This is a genomic window from Kitasatospora sp. NPDC001095, assembly GCF_053598615.1.
Map to the genome: position 1 here is coordinate 140,599 of NZ_JBSFKQ010000010.1, position 23,571 is coordinate 164,169.

A 23,571-nucleotide genomic window follows, 5' to 3' on the forward strand; every position below is an offset into this window, starting at 1 on the left:
CACCGCCATACCAGGCGCGATTAGCTCAGCGGGAGAGCACTACCTTGACACGGTAGGGGTCACTGGTTCAATCCCAGTATCGCGCACAGTAACGGCCGGGGCCGCGATCCGTCAGGGTCGCGGCCCCGGCCGTTTGTCGTCTGTCTGCGGCCCTGCCCTACCGCCGTGCCGTGTGCCGGGAAGCGTCGGGGAACGAAAAGAGAAGAGCCGCGTACGGACGCCCTCACCGACGTCCGCACGCGGCATCTCCGCCTGCCGGGGCGCTCTGCGCGCCGCTCCTCGCCCGTCCGCGTGTCATCGCGGCCGCGGCCTCCCCGGCGGCACCGCTCCCCGTCCCCAGGGGTTCGGTGCCCGTCTTCGACCGGCCTCGGGGGCCGGTGTCCTTCTTCCTGCTCAGCGGGCGATCAGATCGGCGACGGCCTGGGCCTGGCTCGCCATCTGTTCCCACCCGCCGAAGAGCAGCACCAGGAGCACGGCGCACGGCAGGGCCATGGCCAGCGCCACGGCGGGGTGCCGCGTGGGCTGCTCGGCGGACCGGGACTGGACGAAGGCCGGCCGACGGCGGCGGGGGGTTCCCGTGAGCTGCGGTGCCATGTCCTTGCTCCTGATCCGGTCGAGTTGGCGCGGTGGACGGCTTACCTCGGGGGACGAGCTCCCCGTCCACCGCTGAGCACAACGCTATTGGTCAGGGGGTCCTCCGGGCGTCATGCCGTCGTACTGTTCCTCGGACGTCCGGGAGGATGACGATCAGACTCGGGGCCTACTACCGCAGGGGGACGGAAGGCTCATCCGACCCCCGAGGGAACCCTGAGGGGGAACCCCGAGAAGCGCTTCGACACTCCTGCGACCTGCAGATCAGCGCAAGATCGGACAATCGCACGGTGGCTTCAGGTGTTGCGTATCAGCACACCGCAGCGGGCAGTCCGTAAGCTGTGCCAGACAGGAACTGACGATGGCCCAACCGACGGGGCCTCACCCACCGGCTGACGGGGAACGAAACATGGCGATGATGCGGCTGAGGCGTGAGGACCCCCGCATCGTCGGGCCGTACCGCCTGCACCGGCGACTGGGCGCCGGCGGCATGGGCGTGGTCTACCTCGGGTCCGACCGCCGCGGGCAGCGCGTCGCCCTCAAGCTGATCCGCGCCGAGCTCGCCGAGGACCAGGAGTTCCGTACCCGCTTCGCCCGCGAGATCGCCGCCGCCTCCCGGATCCGGGGCGGCTGCACCGCACGCGTGGTCGGCTCGGACATCGAGACCGAACGCCCCTGGCTGGCCACCGCGTACGTACCGGGGCCCTCGCTCTACAAGCGGGTCGGCGACGAAGGCCCGCTGAGCTGGCCCGAGGCGGCCCGGATCGGGGCCGCACTGGCCGACGGACTGGTCAAGGTGCACGAGGCCGGCGTGGTCCACCGGGACCTCAAGCCCTCCAACATCCTGCTCTCGCCCCGGGGCCCGCGGATCATCGACTTCGGCATCGCGTGGTCGCGCGGCGCCAGCACGCTCACCCACGTCGGCACCGCGGTCGGCTCCCCCGGCTTCCTCGCGCCCGAGCAGGTACGCGGGGCCGCCGTCACGCCCGCCACCGACGTGTTCGCCTTCGGCGCCACCCTCGCTTACGCCCTCACCGGGGACACCCCGTTCGGCTCCGGGGCGTCCTCCGAAGTGATGCTGTACCGGGTCGTCCACGAGGAGCCCGACCTCTCGGCCGTACCGCCGCAACTCGCGCCGCTGATCCGCGCCTGCCTGGCCAAGGAGCCCGCCGAGCGGCCCGGGGCCGCCGCGCTGCACGAGCGGCTCAGCGAACTGGCGGCGCGCGGGGCGGCGGGCGGCAGCACCCGCGCGACACGGCCCGGGCGGGGCGCGGCCGCGCCGGCTCCGGCCCGGCAGGAGAACGGCCGTCAGGGAGTACCGGCCCCCGGACGCTCCCCCGAGCCGCCCGCCGCGGCACGGGCCAGGGCGGCGGCGGGCCGCCCCGGCGCACAGTCGGCCGGAGCCGCCGGGCGCCGCCCGCAGCAGGGGCCGGCCGCACCCGCCCCCCGGCCCGAGCCGACACCGGTGACCCGCCCGCTGCGGGAGCGTCCGGACCGTCCCCAGACCCCACCGCCGGCCCGCCCCGGCCCCGGGCCCGGCCCCCGCGACCGGGCGCGCCCCCGGGACCGCCAGCACACCCCCGCCCCCGGCGGACGTCCCGGCACCGCCCGGCAGCGGCTGCTCCGGCAGCGGCTGATCGTCTTCGTCACGGTGACCATCGGAGTGGCGCTGGCCATCGCCGCGGCTCAGGGGTGCGAGAACCGGGACAACCGGAGCGTGCGGCCGCCGACCGGGGTGGTGGCGACCACGGGCTCCGGCGGCGCGCAGGCGGTGCCGGGGACCTCGGCGGACGTCGCACCGCCGGCCGCGACCGCGCCGCTCCCGGCCGCGGCGCGCGCAGGTGCCGACGCCGGTCTGACACCGCCGCAGGCACCGGTACCGGCGGTCGACTGGCCCAACCACAGCTACCCCGACGGAGCCGGCGGGCCGGCCACCGCGCTGCAGAACGGGCACTCCGTCGGGGCCGGGCCACAGGTCGCGCTGAGTGCGGTGCTGCCGGCCCGGTACAAGGGCCTACCGGCCACGGTGGTCGTCCTGCGGCGGGCGGAGGGCTCCACCTCGGTCGACCTCGTCCAGCTCTACACCTTCACCGGAGACACCCCCGTCGCCGTCACCTCCCGCACCTCGGTGGCGGACCCGCAGGCGGCGGCCACCTGGCGGCTGGACGGCAGCACGGTCGTCCGCGAGGAGCGCGCGGCCGCCACCGGCACCGTCACCTCCACCCGCTACGCCGTCCGCCCCGACGGCACCCTCGACGAATCCTGGCCCGGCGCCACCACCCCTCCCCCCGCCGCCGCCGCGGCCCCACCCACCTCCCCCCTCGGCTGACACCCGCGCCACGAGAAGCCGGGCCGGCCGACGTCTGGCGGAGCGACGAGGCGCGGCGTGCAGCACGAGCCCCTCTCGGGGCGCCAGCAGCACGCGGCGGGAGAGCCCCGTGGAGGCGGGCGCCGGGCGGGACGGGGAAAGGGCGCGTGCATGAGAAGTCGGGCGGGCCGACTTCTCATGCGGGGGCGGGGTCAGGGGGTGGGGGTGGTGACGGCGTAGAAGGCCACGGCTGCGGCGGCGCCGACGTTGAGGGAGTCGATCCCGTGGGCCATGGGGATGCGGACGGGGTGGTGGGCGGCGGCGATGGCGCGGGGGGTGAGGCCGTCGCCCTCGGCGCCGAGCATGAGGGCGGCCTTGGGGAGGCTGTGCGGGGTGAGGGTGTGGAGGTCGACGGCGGTGTCGGCGGGGGTGAGGGCGAGCAGGGTGAAGCCGGCCTCGCGGACGGTGTCGAGGGCGACGGGCCAGGGGTCCAGGCGGGCGTACGGGACCGCGAAGACGGCGCCCATGGAGACCTTGACGGCGCGCCGGTAGAGCGGGTCCGCGCAGTCGGGCGAGAGCAGGACGGCGTCCATGCCGAGGGCGGCGGCGCTGCGGAAGATGGCGCCGAGGTTGGTGTGGTCGACCAGGCCCTCCAGCACGGCGACCCGGCGGGCCCCGGCGAGCACCTCGGCGGCGTCGGGGAGGGGCTTGCGCTCCATCGAGGCGAGGGCGCCGCGGTGCACGTGGTAGCCGGTGACGGCTTCGGCGAGGGCGGGCTCGACCACGTGGACGGGGGCGTCGGCCTCGGCGATGACGTCGCCCATCACCTCCAGCCACTTGGGGGTGAGCAGCATCGACCGCATCCGGTAGCCGGCGGCGAGGGCGCGGCGGATGACCTTCTCCCCCTCGGCGATGAAGAGGCCCTCGGCGGGTTCACGCCGGCGGCGCAGCTCGACGTCGGTGAGGCCCGTGTAGTCGGCGAGGCGGAGGTCGGCGGGGTCGGTGATGGTGCGGGGTTCGGACACCCTGCGATCTTGCCAAGCCCGGGCGGGGAAGGCCAAACGGCCGAGGGGGCGGGGTGGTCCCCGGCTGGTCGTAGTGCAAATATGACCCTATGGCCCGAAATCCGGGCCGATCCTGGGTTCCGTCGGCCTCTGGTGCCACTGACTCCGCCGGCTCCCCCGGTGGGGGCCCACACGGTCGGCCACAGCTGGCGCGCGCGAAGCCGCGGTGGCTGGTGTGGCGCCGGTCGGTGGCGGGGCAGGTGTTCGCGCTCCAGGTCGTGGTCGTGCTGCTGCTGGTGGCGGCGGCCGCGGTGGCGCTGGTGGTGCAGTCGCGCAACGACGCCGATCACGAGGCGCGCAACCGTTCGGTGGCGGTGGCCCAGACCTTCGCCAACTCCCCGGGCATCGTCGACGCGTTGCGCTCCCCGAACCCGACGGCCCTGCTGCAACCGAGCGCGGAGGCCGCGCGGGTCACCTCGGGGGTGGACTTCATCGTCGTGCTGAACGACCACGGCATCCGCTACACCCACCCGAACCCGGCCCGGATCGGCCAGAAGTTCATCGGTGTCTACGAGCCCGCGCTGCACGGGCAGGTGGTGACCCAGCACGTCACGGGCACCCTCGGCCGGCTGGTGCAGGCGGTGGTCCCGGTGTACGCGCCGGACGGCTCGGTGGTCGGGGCGGTCTCGGCGGGCGTCACGCTGAGGAACATCAGCAGCGCCAGCGAGCGGCAGCTGCCGGTGGTGCTGGGCGCGGCGGCGGCCGCGGTGGGGCTGGCCACGCTCGGGACGGCGCTGATCAGCCGGCGGCTGCGACGCCAGACGCACGGGCTGGGCCCGGTCGAGATGACCCGGATGTACGAGCACCACTCGGCGGTGCTGCACGCCGTGCGCGAGGGCGTGATGATCGTCGGTGGGGACGGGCGGCTGCTGCTCTGCAACGACGAGGCGGGCCGGCTGCTGAACCTGCCGCCGGACGCCGAGGGCCGTCCGGTGAGCGGGCTGGGCCTGGACCAGGAGCCGCTGGAGCTGCTGACCGCCGGGCGCCCGGTGACGGACCAGGTGGTGCTGTCCGGGGAGCGGCTGCTGGCGGTGAACGTCCGGCTGATCGACCGGCCCGGCGGTCCGCCCGGCTGCGTCGCCACGCTGCGCGACTCCACCGAGCTGGCGGCGCTGTCCGGCCGGGCCGAGCGCGCCCAGCGGCGGCTGCGGCTGCTGTACGACGCCGGGGTCACGGTGGGCAGCACGCTGGACGTGACGCGGACGGCGCAGGAGCTGGCGCAGGTCACGGTGCCGCGGTTCGCGGACTTCGTCACGGTGGACCTGGCGGACCAGGTGCTGACCGGCGAGGAGCCGCCGCCGGGCCCCTCGCTGGGGCGGATGCGCCGGGTCGCGGTGGCGGGGGTGGCGGACGACGCGCCGTTCTACCCGGTCGGCACGGTGCTGGACGTGGTGCCCTCGACCCCGCTGGCGGTCGCCCTGCACAGCGGGGAGCCGGCCGTCGAGCCGCACCTGACGGACGCCGGCCGGTGGCGGGAGCAGGATCCGGAGGGGTCGGCGCAGGTGCTGGCGTACGGGGTGCACTCGCTGGTGCGGGTGCCGCTGCGGGCGCGCGGGGTGCTGCTGGGGGTGGCCCGGTTCTGGCGGGCGCAGCGGACGGAGCCGTTCGAGGCGGAGGACCTGGCGCTGGCCGAGGAGCTGGTGGCGCACGCGGCGGTGTGCATCGACAACGCCCGCCGCTACACCCGGGAGCACACCATGACGGTGACGCTCCAGCACAGCCTGCTGCCCCGAACCCTGCCGGAGCAGTCGGCGCTGGAGGTGGCGCACCGCTACCTGCCGGCCCAGGCCGGGGTGGGCGGCGACTGGTTCGACGTGATCCCGCTGCCGGGCGCGCGGGTGGCGCTGGTGGTCGGGGACGTGGTGGGGCACGGGCTGCACGCGGCGGCGACGATGGGCCGGCTGCGCACGGCGACCCACAACTTCTCGACCCTGGACCTGCCGCCGGACGAGCTGCTGGGGCACCTGGACGAGCTGGTGAACCGGATCGACCAGGACGAGGCGGCGGGCGGCGAGCGCGCGGAGCTGGCCGGGGCGACCTGCCTGTACGCGATCTACGACCCGGTGTCGCGGCGCTGCACGCTGGCCAGCGCCGGCCACCCGCCGCCGGCCGTGGTGGACCCGCAGGGCCGGGTGGTGTTCCCGGAGCTGCCGACCGGGCCGCCGCTGGGTCTGGCGGTGCTGCCGTTCGAGACCGCCGACCTGGAGCTGGCCGAGGGCAGTCGGCTGGTGCTGTACACGGACGGGCTGGTGGAGGACCGGGAGCGGGACATCGACGCGGGGCTGGAGCTGCTGCGGGCGGTGCTGGCCGGGCCGCCGCGCTCCCCGGACCAGACCTGCGCGGACGTGCTGGCGGCGCTGCTGCCGGCGCACCAGCAGGACGACATCGCGCTGCTGGTGGCCCGGACCAGGGTGCTGGCGCCGGACCACGTGGCGCAGTGGGAGGTGCCCTCCGACCCGGCCGCGGTGGGCCAGGTCAGGGCCGCCGTGGCGGAGCGGCTGACGGCGTGGGGGCTGGAGGAGTCGGCGTTCGTCACCGAGCTGATCCTGAGCGAGCTGGTGACCAACGCGATCCGGTACGGCGCCCGGCCGATCCGGGTACGGCTGCTGCGGGACCGTTCGCTGATCTGCGAGGTGTCGGACGGCAGCAGCACCTCGCCGCACCTGCGGTACGCGGCGACCGAGGACGAGGGCGGGCGCGGGCTGTTCCTGGTCGCGCAGTTCGCGGAGCGCTGGGGGACTCGCTACACGGCGACCGGGAAGGTCATCTGGACGGAGCAGCCGCTGGAGTAGGAAGTCGGCCGGGCCGACTTCCCACTCCCGGCAGGACAGGACCGCTCCCGTGCGGCCTTACGGCTGGAAGGCCGCGGCCAGCACGTTGACGACGTCGCCGACGACGATGACCGCCGGGGGCTTGACGCCCTCGGCCTCGACCACCGCGGCGACGGTGCCCAGGGTGGCGTCCACCCTGCGCTGGGCGGCGGTGGTGCCCTCCTGGACGACGGCGACCGGGGTGTCCGCCGGACGGCCGTACTCGACCAGGCGGGCGGCGATCGCGCCGATCTTGTCCACGGCCATCAGCAGCACCAGGGTGCCGCTCATCTTCGCGGCGGCCTCCCAGTTGGTGAGCGAACGCTCGTCGTCCGGGCCGACGTGGCCGGAGATCACGGTGAACTCGTGGGTCATGCCGCGGTGGGTGACCGGGACGCCGGCCGCCGCGGGGACGCTGATCGAGCTGGAGATCCCGGGCACCACGGTGACCGGCAGCCCGGCCTCCACGCAGGCCAGCAGCTCCTCGCCGCCGCGGCCGAAGACGTACGGGTCGCCGCCCTTGAGCCGGACCACGAACTTGCCGGCCTTGGCGTGCTCGACCAGGGTGCGGTTGATCGCCTCCTGGGCCATGAACCGGCCGTACGGGATCTTGGAGGCGTCGATCACCTCGACGTGCTCGGGCAGTTCGGCGAGCAGCTCGCGCGGGGCGAGGCGGTCGGCGACGACCACGTCGGCGTCGGCGAGCAGCCGTCGGCCGCGCACGGTGATCAGGTCCGGGTCGCCGGGGCCGCCACCGACCAGGGCCACGCCGGCGCCGTGCGAGCGGTACTGGCGGGCGGCCAGCGAGCCGTCCCGCAGGCCGTCCACGATGGCGTCGCGCAGGGCGGCGGAGTGGCGCGGGTCGCCGGTGAGGACGGCGACGGTGGCGCCCGCGTCGCGGCCGCTGGCCGGGGTCCAGGCGGTGGCCGCGGCGGCGTCGTCGCTGCGGGAGCAGAACACCCGCTCGCGCTCGGCCTCTGCGCTGACCGCCTCGTTGACGGCCGGGTCGTCGGTGGCGACCAGGGCGTACCAGGTGTCGGCCAGGTCGCCGTCCCGGTACGGGCGGGCGTGCCAGGTGAGCTCGCCGGCGTCGGCCATGGCCTGGACGGCCGGGGTGGTGGCGGGCGATATCAGGTGCAGGTCGGCGCCGGTGGCGATCAGGGCGGGCAGCCGCCGCTGGGCGACCTGGCCTCCCCCGACCACGACGACGCGGCGGCCGGCCAGCAGCAGGCCCACCGGGTAGGGGGTGCGGCCCTCGGTGCTCGGGTGCGGGGTGGGCGCGGTCATCGGCGGTGCTCCTGATCGGGGGTGAGGGTGTGGGGACGGTACGGCACGTCACCGCTCCGCGGTCCGGCGCGCCCTCGGGCCGGTCCGCGGAGCGGTGACGGGGTGCCTCAGGCCTTCTCGGTGACCCCGGCGGAGTCGAAGGTGGCTACATCGTGCATCGCCCGGGCAGCGCTCTGCACCAGCGGCAGGGCCAGCAGGGCACCGGTGCCCTCGCCGAGCCGCAGGTCCAGGTCGATCAGCGGACGCAGGCCGAGCTTGGCCAGCGCGGCCTGGTGGCCCGGCTCGGCGGAGCGGTGGCCGGCGATGCACGCGGCCAGCACCTCGGGGGCGATGGCCTTGGCGGCCAGCGCGGCCGAACCGGCGATGACGCCGTCCAGGACCACCGGGGTGCGCAGCGAGGCGGCGCCCAGCAGGAAGCCGGCCAGGGCGGCGTGCTCCAAGCCGCCGACGGCGGCGAGGACGCCGACCGGGTCGTTCGGGTCGGGCTGGTGCAGGGCCAGCGCGGCGCGGACGACCTCGATCTTGCGGGCGTGGGTCTCGTCGTCGATGCCGGTGCCGCGGCCGGTGACCTCGGCCGGGTCGAGGCCGGTGAACACCGAGATCAGGGCGGCCGAGGCGGTGGTGTTGGCGATCCCCATGTCGCCGGTGATCAGCGCCTTGTTGCCCGCCGCGACCAGGTCGCGGGCGGTCTCGATGCCGACCTCGATGGCCTTGAGGGCCTCCTCGCGGGTCATCGCCGGGCCCTGGGTCATGTCGGCGGTGCCGGGGCGGACCTTGCGCGGCAGCAGACCGGTCGCGCGGCCCTGCTGGACGGCCTCCGGCAGTTCGGCGGCGACGCCGACGTCGACCACGCAGACCTCGGTGCCGATCTGCTTGGCGAAGGAGTTGATCACCGCTCCCCCGGCCAGGAAGTTGGCGACCATCTGGGCGGTCACCTCCTGCGGCCAGGGGCTGACGCCCTGCGCGTGCACGCCGTGGTCGGCCGCGAAGACCGCCACGCAGGCGGGCTCAGGGATCGGCGGCGGGCACTTGCGGGACAGCCCGCACAGCTGGGCGGAGATGATCTCCAGCATGCCGAGCGAGCCGGCCGGCTTGGTCATCCGCTTCTGCCGGTCCCAGGCCTCGCCGAGCGCCTTGGCGTCCAGCGGGCGGATGCCGCGCAGGGTCTCGGCGAGCAGGCTCTGCGGCTCCTCGCCGGGCAGCGCCCGGTTGCCGTACTGCTCCTCGTGGACGACCCAGGACAGCGGACGCTTCTTGGCCCAGCCCTGCTGCTCCAGCTCGGGCTCGTCCGGGAACTCGTCGACGAAGCCGACGCACAGGTAGGCGACGACCTCCAGGTGCTCGGGCAGCCCGAGCTCGCGGACCAGCTCCTCGTCGTCGAAGAAGCTCACCCAGCCGACGCCCAGGCCCTCGGCGCGGGCGGCCAGCCAGAGGTTCTCGACGGCCAGGGCGGCCGAGTACGGGGCCATCTGCGGCTGGGTGTGCCGGCCCAGGGTGTGCCGGCCGCCACGGGTGCGGTCGGCGGTCACCACGATGTTGACCGGGGTGTCGAGGATGGCCTCGATCTTGATTTCCTTGAACTGCTTGGCCCGGCCCTTGGGCAGCGAGTCCGCGTACGCCTCGCGCTGGCGCTCCGCCAGGGCGTGCATCCGCCGGCGGGTCTTCGCCGAGCGGATCACCACGAAGTCCCAGGGCTGCGAGTAGCCGACGCTGGGCGCGGTGTGGGCGGCCTCCAGGACGCGGATCAGCACCTCGTGCGGGATCGGGTCCGGGCGGAAGCCGTTGCGCACGTCGCGGCGCTCGCGGATCACCTGGTGGACGGCCTCGCGGCCGGCCTCGTCGTAGCCGGGGGCGGCCGGGCCGCGCGGCTCGGCAGGCTCCTCGGGCTGCTGCTCCGGCTGCTCCTGCGCCTCCTGCGCCTCCCGCGCTTCCTCGGCGGAGGGCTGCTCCGCGACGGCCTCGACGGCCTCGGACGCCTCGGCGGCCTGCTCCGCGGCGGGCTGCGCGGCCTGCGGCTGCTCGACGGGCTCCGCCGTCGCCTCGGCGGCCTGCTCGCCGACGGGCTCGGCCTCGGCGGGCTGCTCCTGGACGGGCTCCGCGACGGCGGGCTCGGCCTCGACCTCGGCCAGGGCCTGGGCGGGCTCGGCGGCCTGCTCCGCGGGGGTCTCCGCCTCGGGGGCGGCGGCCTGCTGCTCGGCGACCCCCTCGGCGGGTACGGCCTCCTCGGCGGGCGCGGCGGCCTCGGCGGCGGGCTCCTCAGCGGCCTCGGCGGGCTGCGCCGGCTCCGCCTCGGGGGCGGCCTCGGCGGGTGCCTCGGCGGCCGGATCGGCAGCGGTGGCACCGGCGGTGGCGTCGGCCTCCGCAGGCGCCTCCACGGGCTGCTCCGCGACCGGCTCGGCCGGGACCTCGGCCTGCTGCGGCTGCTCTGCCTCGGCGGCAGCGGGCTCGGCCTCGGCGGCAGCGGGCTCGGCCTCGGCGACGACGGGCTCGGCGGCGGGCTCGGTGACGGCCTGGCCGGAGGGCATCTCGCCGGTGCCCGCGGCGGTCTGCGCGACCGGCCCGGCAGCGGCCTCCGGCGCGGCCTCGGCGGCGGGGGCCTGCTCAGCGGCCTCGACGACCTCGGCCGCTTCCACAGCCGGGGCGGGCTCGGCACCCGCCACGACCTCGGCGCTGGGGGCCTCGGCGGTCTCCACGGCCTGCGGGGCCTCGGCAGCCGCTATGGGCGCGGACTGCTGCGGGGCCGCCTCCTGGACGACCGGAGCCTGCTGGGCCGCCTCGACCTTGGGCAGGCCGTGCGGGGTGGGCGCGGCGAGGAAGGCGGAGATCCGGCGCGGCTGACCGGCCGGGGCCACGGCCTCGGGCTGCTCGGCGGGCACGGCAGCGCCCTCGACGGCGGTGCCCTCAGCGGCGACGCCCTCGACGGCGACGCCCTCAGCGGCGACGCCCTCAGCGGCGACGCCCTCAGCGGCGACGCCCTCGACGGCGACGGCCTCGGTCACGGGCGCCTCGGCAATCCCGGCCGCCGACTGGCCCTGCTCGGCCACGACGGCCTGCGGCGCGACCGCGACGGCCTCCGCGGCGGTCTCGACGACCGCCACGGTCTCGGCGGCCTGGGCCGCCGTCACGTCCTGCGCGGGCTGGGCCGGGGCGGCCTGGACGGCCTCCGGCAACTCGACGACCTCGATCACCTCGATCGCCCCGACCGTCTCGACGGCCAGCGCGGTCTCGACCGGCGGCGCGGCCAGCGGCACCTGCTGGGCGCCGTGGGCCTGCTGGAAGTCCGGCGTCTGCGACAGCTGCTGCCCGTCGACGACCGGGATCCCCTGGGCCGCCGGAGCGGCCGGAGCCACCGGGACGGCCTGCGGCGCGGCGGCCTGAGCCTGGGCGGCGGCCTCTGCCATCGGCGGACGGCCGACCACCGGGATGCCGTGCGCGGGCGTGCCGCCCTGGGAGGGGCCGCGGTCGGCCAGCGAGCGGACCGGCACCTGGCCGGTCATCACCGACGGGTCCGGGATAGGCGGACCGGCGTGCAGCGGCCGGCGCGGCTGTTGAGCCTGCGTCATCGGCTGCTGCGGCTGCACCTGGACGGGCTGCTGCTGGACGGCGTGCTCGGCGCCGAGCACCGGCGGGTCCACCGGCGGCCAGGACGGCTCGACCGGGGTGCGGTCCTGCTGCGGCGCGAGCGGCATCTGATCGACCGGGACGGCCGCGGCGGGCTCGCCCCAGGAGCCCTGCGGGCCCGGCATCAGCAGCACGTCGTCATCGTCGTCCAGCCCGTCCGGCTGGTCGAGGAAGTGGAAGGCCGGGCGCGGGGCGCCCTGGTCGACGGCCCAGCCCTCGCCCGGGTGACCGGGCTGGGGCACGCCCGGAACGCCGTAGCCGTGCTGGCCCTGCGGCGGGATGGCACCCGTGCCCGGGGGCATCGCACCGGGGACGCCGCCGACCGGGGCCGCCGGGTTGGGGATCACACCGCCGTCCGTCGCGACGCCGTGGAGGGGTGCAACACCCGCGACGCCCTCCGGTCCGCCGAGCGGGTCAGGCCCGGCGTGCAGGTGCTCGGGCAGTCCCTCGCCCGGGACGTGGCCGCCATCGGTCATTGTCAAAGCTCCTTCCAGGCCGCTGCCGCGCCCTCGGCGACACGATCACCGATCGCAGCGCCCATCCGCACGGGCCGAACCAGCACCGACCCGCCCCTAACCACACGCGGCCGCCGCGCCGTGGCGCTGCGGCCCAAGTCCATCCGGCGCGCTGCGGCACCCCGGCCCGGCGCACCGCCCGTACGGGGCGGCACATCGTCTGAAACAACGACAACCCGGAGCAACCGGCACGACCGCACCGGACCCTACGGCATTCTCCAGGTCCGGCACGAGGCCCGTCGAATTGCCCACACTCCGAGCGGAATCGGATTGCACCACGTCAAAAAGGTGACAAACCGACCGAATCGGGTGGGTCGCCGACCGATGCAACCGCCCAGGACGTCACACTACCGGCACCGCGCGGTCACCTCTCGAATCGGTGTCCGGATGCGACCTGGATCACCGTCGACGGCAGTGGACGGCACCGGCGCGCGCCCAGGGCCTTCACACGATCTGCTCACCCCAGAGCACCAGCGCGCCGGTCGTGCCCGCGCCCAGTGCCAGCCCGTCGCCCTCGTCCACCGGCCGCAGCGGGGTCGCCTGGAGCAGCGCGCCGTCCGCCCGGTAGCCCGCCCCGGCGATCGCCCGGCGGACCTCCTCCGCCTCGGCGAGGGTCCGGGGCAGTGCGACGAACCGCTCGGGCCGGCGGGCCAGCACCGCGCGCACCACGTCCAGGCCGCCGGACTCCACCACGGCCGCGTCCGGCTCCGGCAGGCCGCCCAGCACCTCGGGTCCGCTCCCGTACACCGCCTCCACCTCGACGCCGTAGCGGCGGGCGTTGACGGTCAGCCGGGCGCAGGCCGAACGGGACCCCTCGACCGCGACCACCGCGGCACCGAACCGGGCCGCCTCCACGGCGAGGGCGCCGCTGCCGGCCCCGACCGACCAGACCAGGTCCCCGGGACGTGCACCCAGACGGGCCAGCACCAGGGCGCGCACATGGGCGGGGAGTGCCCCGGGCGCGCCCGGCTCGCCTTCCGTGCGCCCGGCGCCCGCGTAGGCGTCACCGGGGAGCGCCCAGCCGCGTTCCACGCCGGGGTAGCCGACCGGGCGCCCGGCGAGCCAGCCGGCCGCCTCGTCCACCGCCGCGGCCTGGGCGCCGCCGATCACCAGCACCACGTTGGGGTCGCGCCAGACGTGGTCGGCGATCCGGTCGGAGGTGAGGACGGTGACGTCCTCCTCGGGGGTGCCGAGGGCCTCGCAGACCACGAAGGTCCGGTGCACCCCGCGCAGCATCAGGGCGAGTTCGGCGGGCCCGGCGCCCGGCGCGGTGAGCACTGCGACCTTGGGGTGGGCCCGGCAGATGTTGGCGGCGCGGCGCAGCCGTCCGCCGTGCACGCTGACCACCTGGGCGTCCTCCCAGGGCATGCCGGCCCGGGCGAACGCGGCGGCCACCGAGGAGACGGCGGGCAGCACCTCCAGTTCGAGGCCGAACTCGGGGCGGCGCAGGGTGCGCACCACTCCGAAGAAGCCCGGGTCGCCCTCGGCGACCACGACGGCGGCGCCGCGGTGCTCGGCGATCCTGCGGGCGGCCTGCCGGACGTTGCCGAGGGTGATCCGCTCGGCGGACTCCGGCACCGGGAGCGCGTTCAGTTGGTAGGGGGCGCCCGCCACCAGGGTCGCCGCGGCCAGGGCCGCGCCGGCGGCCTCGGTCAGCGGTGTGCCGTCCCACCCGATGACCGTGATCCGGTCAGCCATCTGCGGCCGTTCTCCCTCGCCTCGGTGCGCCACTCGATCCGCTGTCGTGCGGTGCCGGTCCAGAGGCTACCGGGTGTGGTACCCCGGAGCCCGACATCTCGCACACATGTCCGCGTCGGGTGAACGGGGGCGGGAACGATCAGTCGCGCAGCACGTAGCGGTGGTCGCCGTGCCAGCCGGCGCGGTGCGCTTCGGGCGACTCCAGGTCCTCCGGGAGCAGGCTCCACAGGATGAGGTCGCTGCGGCTCTCTCCCCCGGCCTGGCGGCCGGGAGGTGCCCCCGCCGCCTCGCCGGACTCCCCCCGGACTATCCAGGCGCTGCGCAGCACGCCCTCGCTGATCCCGCCGACCTTCTGGGCGACCTGCTGGGCGGCGGTGTTCCCGGCGGCGGTGCGCAGCTCCAGGCGCAGGAAGCCGCGGTCCTCGAACAGCCACTGGGCGACGCCGAGGACGGCCTCCGGCGCGTAGCCCTCGCCGCGCGCCCAGACGGCGGTGACGTAGGAGATCTCGGTGCTGCGCAGCCGCCAGTCGGTGTTGCGCAGCTCGACCAGGCCGACCAGGCGCTGGGTCAGGTGCTCGGTGACGGCGAAGACGATGCCGCGTCCGGCGGCCCGGTGGGCGGGGGCGAGGGTGCGGGCGAGCTCGGCCGCGTACGCCTCGGTGAAGGGGTGGGGCAGGTCCGTCCAGGCGAGGACGAGGTCGTCGGCCATCATCGTGGCCAGGCCGGGGGCGTCGTCCTCCGCCAGGGGGCGCAGCAGCAGCCGTTCGGTGCTGATGGCGGTCTCGGGGAAGCTCGCTGCCATGCCGTCTCTCCTCGCCGGGTCGTGAACACAACACCGTACGCCTCCGTCGTGCCCCGGATGCCACGCGGTGCGCCGCCCGCACGACGGTACGTCAGAACGCGGCCGGCCGGAGCGTCCCTGCCGCATACTGCCCGACCGGGCCCCCGCCGAGGTGCGGCGGGGGCCCGGTCGGGATCGGGGCGTGGGGCGGGGTTCGGCTCAGGAGGCCGGGATGACCGAGCCCTGGAAGGTGTCGGCGATGTACTTCTTGACCTCGTCGGAGTGCAGCAGCTCCTCCAGCTTCTTCACCCGCGGGTCGTTCTCCTTGCCCTTCTTGACGACCAGGATGTTGGCGTACGGGTTGTTCTCGGCCTTCTCCAGCACCAGGGCGTCGGTGGTCGGCTTCAGGCCGGCCTGGATCGCGAAGTTGCTGTTGATGACGGCGGCGTCCAGGTCGGAGTAGGAGCGGGGCAGCTGGGCGGCCTCCAGCTCCTTCCACTTGAGGTTCTTCGGGTTGCCCGTGACGTCGGCCGGGGTGGCGGCGGTGCCGGCGCCGTCCTTGAGGGTGATGAGCTTGTTGTCGGCGAGCAGCTTGAGTGCGCGGCCCTCGTTGGTGGCGTCGTTCGGCAGGCCCACGGTGGCGCCGTCCGGCAGGTCGGCGAGCGACTTGACCTTCTTGGAGTAGGCGCCGAGCGGCTCCAGGTGCACGTTCTCGACCGAGACGAGGTCGGTGCCGTTCTTCTTGTTGAAGTCCTCCAGGTACGGCAGGTGCTGGAAGTAGTTGGCGTCGGCCGAACCGTCCTGCACCGCCGTGTTGGGGGTCACGTAGTCGGTGACCTCCTTGATGTCGAGCTTGAGGCCCGCCTTCTCCGCGAGGTTGTCCTTGACGAACTTCAGGATCTGGCCGTGCGGGGTGGGGGTCGCCGCGACCTTGAGCGGCGCGTTCGGGTCCGAGGAGGAGGACCCGGAGCTGCCGCAGGCGGCGAGCGAGAGGGCGACGCCGGCGGTGGCGAGGATGCTGGTGAACTTCAGGGCGTTGCGCACGAAAAGTGCCTTTCTGCGTGGAACGGGGAGCCGCGTCCGGGGTCGGACGAGGGAGGTCTAGGGGGCGACGAGGTCCTCGTCGGCGGGGGCGGCGGGGCGGTTGCGCAGCAGTCGGGTGCGTCCGCCGCCGTGGCCGCGGTTGCCCAGCCGGCGCACGGCGTAGTCGCCGGCCAGCTGGATCACGGTGACGATGACCGCGATCTCCGCCACGATGATCCACATGAAGGTGGTCTCGAACCGCAGGTAGCCGTACCGGTAGGCGAGGTCGCCGAGGCCGCCGCCGCCGACGGTGCCGGCCATCGCGGAGTAGCCGATCAGCGCGATGACCGTGGTGGTGACGGAGGCGACGATGCCGGGGAGGGCCTCGGGGACCAGCACCTTGCGGACCAGGGTCCAGGTGCCGCCGCCCATCGCGTGGACGGCCTCGACCAGGCCGCGGTCGACCTCACGGACGGAGGTCTCGACCAGCCGGGCGAAGAACGGGATCGCGCCGACGGTCAGCGGCACGGTGGCCGCCTGCCAGCCGAGGGAGTTGCCGGTCAGCCAGCGGGTGAAGGAGATCAGCGCGATCATCAGGATGATGAACGGCATCGAGCGCGTGAGGTTCACGACCGCGCCGAGCACCTTGTTCACCGGCTGGTTCTGGAGCACCCCGCCCTTGGAGGTGAGCACCAGCAGGATGCCGAGGGGCAGTCCGAGGAGGACGGTGCAGACGGTCGACACGCCGACCATCTGGAAGGTCTCCAGGGTGGCGGGCCACATCAGCTCCTGCATCTGGTCCCAGGTCATGCCACCGCTCCGTTCGTCACACCGACGCCGTCCGAGTCGAGGACGGCCACCTGCAGGCCCTGCTCGCGCAGGTAGCCGATCGGCACCACGTTGTCCTGGTGGCTGCCGGGAAGCTCGACCCGCATCCGGCCGACCGTCCGGCCGGCGATGGTCTCCACCGCGGCGCCGAGGATGTTGATGTCGATCTGGTAGGTGCGGGCGAGCTGGGAGACGAACGGCTGGGCCGAGCTGTCGCCCTGGAAGGTGATCTCCAGCACGGTGGAGGCGGGGCGGCCGGTGCCGAACTCGCCGAGCGGGAACAGCTCGCGGGCCAGCTCCGAGCCGGGCTGGGCCAGCAGGTCGGTGAGCTCGCCGGACTCGACCACCCGGCCGCCGCGCATCAGGGCGGCGGAGTCGCAGACGGACTTGATGACGTCCATCTCGTGGGTGATCAGCAGGACGGTGAGGCCCAGCTGCTGGTTGAGGTCGCGCAGCAGCTTGAGGATCGAACGGGTGGTCTCCGGGTCGAGCGCCGAGGTGGCCTCGTCGGAGAGCAGCACCTTGGGGTCGCCGGCCAGCGCCCGGGCGATGCCGACGCGCTGCTTCTGGCCGCCGGAGAGCTGGTGCGGGTAGCTGCGGGCCTTGTCGCCGAGGCCGACCAGGTCGAGCAGTTCGGCGGCCTTGCGGCGGCGCTCGGTGCGGTCCAGTCCGACGATCTCCAGCGGGAGTTCGACGTTCTGCTGCACGGTCCGCGAGGAGAGCAGGTTGAAGTGCTGGAAGACCATGCCGATCCGGCGGCGGGCCTCGCGCAGTTCCCTGCCGGCCCGGTTCTCGCCGCCGGACAGTGCGGTGAGCTCGAGCCCGTCCACGGTGACCGTGCCGGAGGTCGGGCGCTCCAGCATGTTCACGCAGCGGATGAGGGTGGACTTGCCGGCACCGCTGGTGCCGACGACTCCGTAGACCTCGCCCGGGCGGACGTGCAGGTCGACGCCGGCGAGGGCGGTCACCTCGCGGCCTCGGGAACGGTAGACCTTCGTCAGGTCCGTGGTGGTGATCACAGCGGCTTTCCGTGGGTCGGGGGCGGGCGGCGTGGATCGACCGTCCGACCGGCGTGCGGTCGACGGCGTCACGGCGTTGCGCCGGGGGGATCCGGACTCGACTCCCTCGGTCGTGGCCGCGGCAGGGCCGGGCCGCGCGACGGCGTGGCCCTGACGAGTCACCCGGCCCGCGGGTGGGCGGGCACGGCCGAGGGAGGGGTCCGGGAGGAGCGGCGCGCTCGCACGGGCGGGAGCGGCGCCGGAGTCTCGCTTCGGGGCGCGAGGGAGGGGCACCTTCAGCAGGCGCCGGGGGCGATGGCCCTCAGCAGTGACACATTCGACGACACATGGCACGCTCACCTGCCGGCAGGGTGCCGGTGGGGGTCCAGTTCGTCGTCGCAGTCATGTGAGCCAGTAAAACAGATGGGTCGAATTCCGCCCAATCTTTTGGCCGAGCTGTCCGCAATGCGGACATGCAACGCCTTGACCAGCGGAGACATGGCTCGGCGCCGCCACCGGTGGTCCGGATGGTGGCGGCGCCGGGAGGCGTGCGCGGGGCGGCGGGCTCAGGCCGTCGCGGCGAGCGCGGTCGTGGCGGGCTTCTCCAGGTGGACGAAGCTCAGCCGGCTGTTGACCTGCTCGACCTCGGTCTGCCGGTACCCCTGTCGAGCGTACAGCCGCAGGTTGCCGAGGCTGCGGTGGCCGGTGACCAGCCGGTAGGCGCTCACCGGGCCGTCCTGGGCGATGCGGCGCTCCAGCGCGTCCAGCAGGCGGCCACCGAGGCCGTGGCGCTGCATCCGCGGGTGGACGACCAGGCGTCCTATCCGGGCGACACCGTCGGCGCCGACCCGGCCGCGGACGGTGCCGACCACCTCGTCGCCCAGCCGGGCCACCAGGAAGTGCTGCTCGGACAGTTCGGCGCGCAGGCTCTCCAGGCTCTGCGTCAGGGGCTCGATCGCCCAGTCGCCGTACAGCTCGGCCTCGGGCTGGTAGCCGAGGTACTGGAGCTTGAGGATCTGCTCCGCGTCGTCGGCCTCGGCAGCCGAGATGATCACGCTCATGCCCATGTGGAGGGGCCTCCCCAGTCGTCGTGCCCGGCGCGCAGAGGGTGGCGCGCGCTCACGCTCAGTATCCGAGCGATCGCGCCACCGTCAAGAGCTGCGTTCGCCAGCGCTCTACCCGGGTGTCAGCTCCGCTCAACCTTCGCGGGGGCGGACGTGAGGAGGGTCACCTGCCGGGCCGGGTGCGCCGCGCCCGGTCGTACGGGCCCGCGCTCAGGGGTACCGCTCCGCGTGGAGCAGCATCCGCAGGCAGGCCAGACAGCGGGAACGGGTGGGGCCGATCGAGCCGCGCGGCATGTCGAGCCGCTCGGAGAGCTCACGGTAGGTGGGCGGCGGATCCTCGGCGAGCGCGGCGATCAGCTGCGGGCAGCGGCCGGGCAGGGCGGCGACGGTCTCGCGGACCACGCGGCGGCGGTGTTCGGCGAGGTAGACGTCCTCGGCGGAGGGGGCGGGTGGAAGGGCGGTGCACACACCGTGCATGACGGTCCGGGACGGGGCCGGTTACGCCCGGGCCGAGGCGCGGACGCCGGAGGGGCGCGCCGGTCCGACCGCCGCGCCCCTCCCCCGTCGCGCCGGGGATCAGCCCCCCGGGTCGGGGCTCAGCCCCGCGACCACTCCTGCTGCCGCGCCAGGTCCGCCTTCACCTCGGCGAGCTGGACCGCGACCGCCGAGGGGGCGGTTCCGCCGCGCCCGCTGCGGGCGGCGATGGCTCCGTGGACGTTGAGCACCGAGCGCACCTCGGGCGTCAGGTGCTCCGAGATCGCGGCGAACTGCTCGTCCGTCAGGTCGGACAGCTCGATGCCCTCGGCCTCGCAGACCTTGACGCAGGCACCGGCCACCTCGTGCGCGACCCGGAACGGCACGCCCTGCTTGACCAGCCACTCGGCGATGTCGGTGGCGAGCGAGAAGCCGGCCGGGGCCAGCTCCTCGAGCCGCTCCCTGTGCACGGTGAGGGTGGCCATCATCCCGGTGAACGCGGGCAGCAGCACCTCCAGCGTGTCGCAGGAGTCGAAGACCGGCTCCTTGTCCTCCTGGAGGTCCCGGTTGTAGGCGAGCGGCAGCGCCTTGAGGGTGGCCAGCAGGCCGGTCAGGTTGCCGATCAGCCGGCCGGACTTGCCGCGGGCGAGCTCGGCGATGTCCGGGTTCTTCTTCTGCGGCATGATCGAGGAGCCGGTGGAGAAGGCGTCGTGCAGCGTGATGAAGCCGAACTCCTTGGTGTTCCAGATGATCACCTCCTCCGCGATCCGGGAGAGGTTGACGCCGATCATCGCGGTCACGAAGGCGAACTCGGCGACGAAGTCGCGCGAGGCGGTGCCGTCGATGGAGTTGCCGACCGAGCCGCTCTCGAAGCCGAGGTCGGCGGCGACGGCCTGCGGGTCGAGGCCGAGCGAGGAGCCGGCCAGCGCGCCGGAGCCGTACGGCGAGACGGCGGTGCGGGCGTCCCACTGGCGCAGCCGCTCGGCGTCCCGGCCGAGGGCCTGCACGTGCGCGAGGACGTGGTGGGCGAAGAGCACCGGCTGGGCGTGCTGGAGGTGGGTGCGGCCCGGCATCGCGGTGTCCGGGTGCGCCTCGGCGAGGCCGACCAGGGCCTGCTGGAGGTCGAGCAGCAGGCCGCCGATGGTCTTCGCGTGGTCCCGCAGGTACATCCGGAACAGGGTGGCGATCTGGTCGTTGCGCGAGCGCCCGGCGCGCAGCTTGCCGCCGAGGTCGGGGCCGAGGCGCTCCAGCAGGCCGCGCTCCAGGGCGGTGTGCACGTCCTCGTCGGCGACGGTGCCGGTGAAGGTGCCCGCCTCGACGTCGGCGAGCAGCTGGTCCAGCCCGGCCAGCATGCCGGCCAGCTCCTCGTCGGAGAGCAGGCCCGCCTTGTGCAGGACCCGGGCGTGGGCCTTGGAGCCGGCGATGTCGTACGGCGCGAGGCGCCAGTCGAAGTGGACCGAGGCCGAGAGCCTGGCCAGCGCCTCGGACGGGCCGTCGGCGAAGCGCGCGCCCCAGAGGCGGACGTCGGAGGACTGCTCGGCGGTCATCGCTTGGCTCCTTCATGCATGTGCAGCGGATGGCATAAGTATGCACGACGCCGTATGAAAAACAAACCCCGGCCGGACGGTCTCCGTCGGGCCGGGGTTCTTCGGGTCGGAACGCTACTGCGCCTTCGCCTGGGCGAGTTGCATGAGGTGGTCGGCGAGCGCCTGGCCGCCGGCCGGGTCCCGGCTGATCAGCAGCACGGTGTCGTCGCCGGCGATGGTGCCGATGATCTCGAACACCTCGGCCTGGTCGATCGCCGAGGCCAGGAACTGGGCGGCGCCCGGCGGGGTGCGCAGCACCACCAGGTTGCCGGAGGCCGTCGCGGAGACCATGAGCTCGCCGGCCAGCCGGGCCATCCGGCCCTCGCTGGCCGACTCCCCCATCGGCGCGCGCGGCGTGCGGTCGCCGCCCTCGGCCGGGACGGCGTAGATCAGCGCGCCGTCCCGGTTGCGGATCTTGACCGCGCCCAGCTCGTCCAGGTCCCGGGAGAGGGTGGCCTGGGTGACCACGAGTCCGTCGTCGGCGAGCAGCTTGGCGAGCTGGCTCTGCGAACGCACGGGCTGGCGGGTGAGCAGGTCCACGATCCGCCGGTGGCGCGCGGTGCGGGTCTGCGGGACCTGCGGCGTCGGGCCGGTGGCGGACGGGCCGGAGTGGGAAGCGGTCATGTGATTATTCTCCCGGACAACGGTCAGCTCGCATCGGCCGGGGCGCTCTCTCGCACCGTCCGGAGGATGCCCGGCAGCGCGGCCAGGAAGGCGTCCGCCTCCTGCTCGGTCAGCACCAGCGGCGGGGCCAGCCGGACGGCGTCCGGGACGGCCGCGTTGACCAGGAAGCCCGCCTCCTGGGCGACGGCCTGGACCTTGGCCGAGACCGGCTCGGTGAGCACGATGCCGAGCAGCAGGCCCGCCCCGCGCACGTGCGAGAGCAGCGGGTCGCCGAGCGCCTCGACGCCGTCGCGAAGCCGCTCGCCGAGCTTGCGGACGTGCTCCAGCAGGCCCTCGGACTCGATGGTGTCCAGCACCGCCAGCCCGGCCGCGGCGGCCACCGGGTTGCCGCCGAAGGTGGTGCCGTGCTGGCCCGGGGTGAGCAGCTCGGCGGCCGGCCCGAAGGCCAGCACCGCGCCCATCGGCAGGCCGCCGCCGAGCGCCTTGGCCAGGGTGACCACGTCAGGCTCCACGTCCTCGTACGCCTGGTGGGCGAACCAGTGGCCGGTGCGGCCGACGCCGGTCTGGATCTCGTCCAGGACCAGCAGGGTGCCGGTGGCCCGGGTGATCTCGCGGGCGGCCTTCAGGTAGCCGTCCGGCAGCGGGATCGCGCCGTTCTCGCCCTGGACCGGCTCCAGGAAGACGGCCGCGGTCCCGGTGGTGACGGCCGCTCGCAGCGCCTCGACGTCACCGAACGGGACGTGGGTGACGTCGCCGGGCAGCGGGCGGAACGGGTCCTGCTTGGCGGGCTGGCCGGTGAGCGCGAGGGCGCCCATGGTGCGGCCGTGGAAGGCGCCCTGGAGGGCGACCAGGTGGGTGCGGCCGGTCCGCCGGCTGATCTTGAAGGCCGCCTCGTTGGCCTCGGCGCCCGAGTTGCAGAAGAACACCCGGCCGCCGGGGCGGCCGTCCAGCTCCAGCAGCCGCTCGGCGAGGGCGATGGTGGGCTCGGCCATGAAGAGGTTGGAGACGTGGCCGAGGGTGGCGATCTGCCTGCTCACCGCCTCGACGACGGCCGGATGGGCGGTGCCCAGGGCGTTGACGGCGATGCCGCCGAGCAGGTCGGTGTACTCCTTGCCGTCGGCGTCCCAGAGCTTGCTGCCCTCGCCGCGCACCAGTGGGATGCGGGGGGTGCCGTAGTTGTCGGTGAAGGAGTGCTGCCACCGCTCGGTGAACTGCTCGTTGTGGGTCGCTCCGGTGCCGCCGGTCGTGCCGGTCATGCCAGTCCCCCGATCACGGTCGTCTCGTCGTCCGGCACGACCATCGTGCCGATGCCCTCGTCGGTGAAGATCTCCAGCAGCAGGCTGTGCTGGACCCGGCCGTCCAGCACGCGGGCGGTGCCCACGCCGGAGCGGACGGCCCGCAGACAGCCCTCCATCTTGGGGAGCATGCCGCTGGCCAGGTCGGGCAGCAGCTCCTCCAGCTCGGTCGCGGTGAGCTGGCTGATCACGTCGTCGGAGTTCGGCCAGTCCTTGTAGAGGCCCTCGACGTCGGTGAGGACGACGAGCATCTCGGCGCCGAGCGCGACCGCGAGCGCGGAGGCGGCGGTGTCCGCGTTGATGTTGTAGACGTGGCCGTCGGCGCTGCGGGCGATCGAGGAGATGACCGGGATCCGTCCGTCGGCGATCATCGCCTTCACCGCGCCGGCCTCGATGTTGACGATGTCGCCGACCAGGCCGATGTCGACCTGCTCGCCGTCCACCACCGCGTAGCGCTTGACCGCCGTCATGGTGTGGGCGTCCTCGCCGGTCATGCCGACGGCGAACGGGCCGTGCTCGTTGAGCAGGCCGACCAGCTCGCGCTGCACCTGGCCGGCCAGCACCATCCGGACCACGTCCATGGTCTCCGGGGTGGTGACCCGCAGGCCGTTGGTGAAGCTCGACTCCAGCCCCAGCCGGTCGAGTTGGGCGCTGATCTGGGGGCCGCCGCCGTGCACCACGACGGGGTGCAGACCGGCGTAGCGGAGGAAGACGACGTCCTGGGCGAAGGCGGCCTTGAGGCCTTCGTCCACCATGGCGTTGCCGCCGAACTTGATCACGACGGTCTTGCCGTGGAAGCGCTCCAGCCACGGGAGCGCCTCGATCAGCGTCATGGCCTTGGGCAACGCGGTGTTGTTGCGGGCCTGTTCGCCCTTGGGTGCGATCTGCACGGGTTTCCCTCGTCGATGGGGGTCCCCCCGGCCGGAGGCTGGGGGAGGATGTCGCGGATCGGGTGTCGCGGCCCGGGGTGTCGCGGCTCAGGGTGTCGCGGACGAAGTGACGCC

General features: G+C 74.5%; 16 protein-coding genes, 1 tRNA gene and 1 pseudogene. 3 read left to right on the plus strand and 15 right to left on the minus strand.

Features of this window, described 5'->3' with window-relative positions; genetic code table 11:
- The first annotated feature begins 14 nt into the window (after positions 1 to 14).
- Positions 15 to 86: transfer RNA gene (locus ACWDBB_RS12405), tRNA-Val, on the plus strand.
- A gap of 307 nt (positions 87 to 393) precedes the next feature.
- Here the strand turns inward: ACWDBB_RS12405 and ACWDBB_RS12410 are convergent.
- Positions 394 to 594, minus strand: coding sequence for a hypothetical protein (locus tag ACWDBB_RS12410; protein WP_449789519.1), 201 nt, complete (start codon positions 592 to 594; stop codon positions 394 to 396).
- Positions 595 to 1,000: 406 nt separating this feature from the next.
- Here ACWDBB_RS12410 and ACWDBB_RS12415 point away from each other — a divergent pair.
- A pseudogene (locus tag ACWDBB_RS12415) lies at positions 1,001 to 2,290 on the plus strand (serine/threonine-protein kinase); the annotation flags it as partial.
- A gap of 821 nt (positions 2,291 to 3,111) precedes the next feature.
- Here ACWDBB_RS12415 and ACWDBB_RS12420 read toward each other — a convergent pair.
- Positions 3,112 to 3,924 (minus strand): TrmH family RNA methyltransferase, encoded by an 813-nt coding sequence (locus ACWDBB_RS12420; RefSeq protein ID WP_449789520.1) that lies wholly within the window; start codon positions 3,922 to 3,924, stop codon positions 3,112 to 3,114.
- A gap of 89 nt (positions 3,925 to 4,013) precedes the next feature.
- Here ACWDBB_RS12420 and ACWDBB_RS12425 point away from each other — a divergent pair, with 89 nt between their 5' ends.
- Positions 4,014 to 6,755 carry a SpoIIE family protein phosphatase gene (locus ACWDBB_RS12425; protein WP_449789521.1) on the plus strand — a complete coding sequence of 914 codons (2,742 nt, stop codon included), beginning with the start codon at positions 4,014 to 4,016 and terminating at the stop codon, positions 6,753 to 6,755.
- 57 nt (positions 6,756 to 6,812) lie between these two features.
- Here ACWDBB_RS12425 and cobA read toward each other — a convergent pair whose 3' ends face one another.
- The 13 genes from cobA to argB all read right to left on the minus strand — a co-directional run bounded on the left by cobA (position 6,813) and on the right by argB (position 23,400).
- The gene (gene cobA / locus ACWDBB_RS12430) at positions 6,813 to 8,060 is read right to left on the minus strand and encodes a uroporphyrinogen-III C-methyltransferase (protein ID WP_449789522.1); all 1,248 of its coding nucleotides are present in this window, start codon (positions 8,058 to 8,060) and stop codon (positions 6,813 to 6,815) included.
- A gap of 107 nt (positions 8,061 to 8,167) precedes the next feature.
- Positions 8,168 to 12,157 (minus strand): nicotinate-nucleotide--dimethylbenzimidazole phosphoribosyltransferase, encoded by a 3,990-nt coding sequence (cobT, locus tag ACWDBB_RS12435; RefSeq protein WP_449789523.1) that lies wholly within the window; start codon positions 12,155 to 12,157, stop codon positions 8,168 to 8,170.
- A gap of 483 nt (positions 12,158 to 12,640) precedes the next feature.
- A complete protein-coding gene (gene cbiE, locus ACWDBB_RS12440; RefSeq protein ID WP_449789524.1) occupies positions 12,641 to 13,894 on the minus strand; it encodes a precorrin-6y C5,15-methyltransferase (decarboxylating) subunit CbiE in 1,254 nt (417 codons plus the stop codon).
- 139 nt (positions 13,895 to 14,033) lie between these two features.
- The gene (locus ACWDBB_RS12445; RefSeq protein WP_449789525.1) at positions 14,034 to 14,696 is read right to left on the minus strand and encodes a GNAT family N-acetyltransferase; all 663 of its coding nucleotides are present in this window, start codon (positions 14,694 to 14,696) and stop codon (positions 14,034 to 14,036) included.
- Positions 14,697 to 14,894: 198 nt separating this feature from the next.
- Positions 14,895 to 15,719, minus strand: a complete 825-nt coding sequence (locus ACWDBB_RS12450) for a MetQ/NlpA family ABC transporter substrate-binding protein (RefSeq protein WP_392874598.1) — start codon at positions 15,717 to 15,719, stop codon at positions 14,895 to 14,897.
- Between the two features lie 57 nt (positions 15,720 to 15,776).
- Entirely contained in the window at positions 15,777 to 16,508 is a 732-nt protein-coding gene (locus tag ACWDBB_RS12455; RefSeq protein WP_449789526.1) for a methionine ABC transporter permease, read from the minus strand.
- Positions 16,505 to 17,545, minus strand: a complete 1,041-nt coding sequence (locus tag ACWDBB_RS12460) for a methionine ABC transporter ATP-binding protein (RefSeq protein WP_449789527.1) — start codon at positions 17,543 to 17,545, stop codon at positions 16,505 to 16,507. The genes ACWDBB_RS12455 and ACWDBB_RS12460 overlap by 4 nt, the downstream gene beginning before the upstream one ends.
- A gap of 545 nt (positions 17,546 to 18,090) precedes the next feature.
- Complete coding sequence (locus ACWDBB_RS12465; RefSeq protein ID WP_449789528.1) at positions 18,091 to 18,591, minus strand: GNAT family N-acetyltransferase; 501 nt, start codon at positions 18,589 to 18,591, stop codon at positions 18,091 to 18,093.
- A 207-nt stretch (positions 18,592 to 18,798) separates the two neighbouring features.
- Positions 18,799 to 19,056, minus strand: coding sequence for a hypothetical protein (locus ACWDBB_RS12470; RefSeq protein WP_449789529.1), 258 nt, complete (start codon positions 19,054 to 19,056; stop codon positions 18,799 to 18,801).
- 128 nt (positions 19,057 to 19,184) lie between these two features.
- Positions 19,185 to 20,609, minus strand: coding sequence for an argininosuccinate lyase (gene argH, locus ACWDBB_RS12475; RefSeq protein ID WP_449789530.1), 1,425 nt, complete (start codon positions 20,607 to 20,609; stop codon positions 19,185 to 19,187).
- A gap of 114 nt (positions 20,610 to 20,723) precedes the next feature.
- Positions 20,724 to 21,272 (minus strand): arginine repressor, encoded by a 549-nt coding sequence (locus ACWDBB_RS12480; protein WP_360343103.1) that lies wholly within the window; start codon positions 21,270 to 21,272, stop codon positions 20,724 to 20,726.
- Positions 21,273 to 21,295: 23 nt separating this feature from the next.
- Entirely contained in the window at positions 21,296 to 22,528 is a 1,233-nt protein-coding gene (locus tag ACWDBB_RS12485; protein ID WP_449789531.1) for an acetylornithine transaminase, read from the minus strand.
- Positions 22,525 to 23,400, minus strand: coding sequence for an acetylglutamate kinase (argB, locus tag ACWDBB_RS12490; protein WP_449789567.1), 876 nt, complete (start codon positions 23,398 to 23,400; stop codon positions 22,525 to 22,527). Before argB ends, ACWDBB_RS12485 begins: the two co-directional genes overlap by 4 nt.
- Positions 23,401 to 23,571 lie beyond the last annotated feature (171 nt).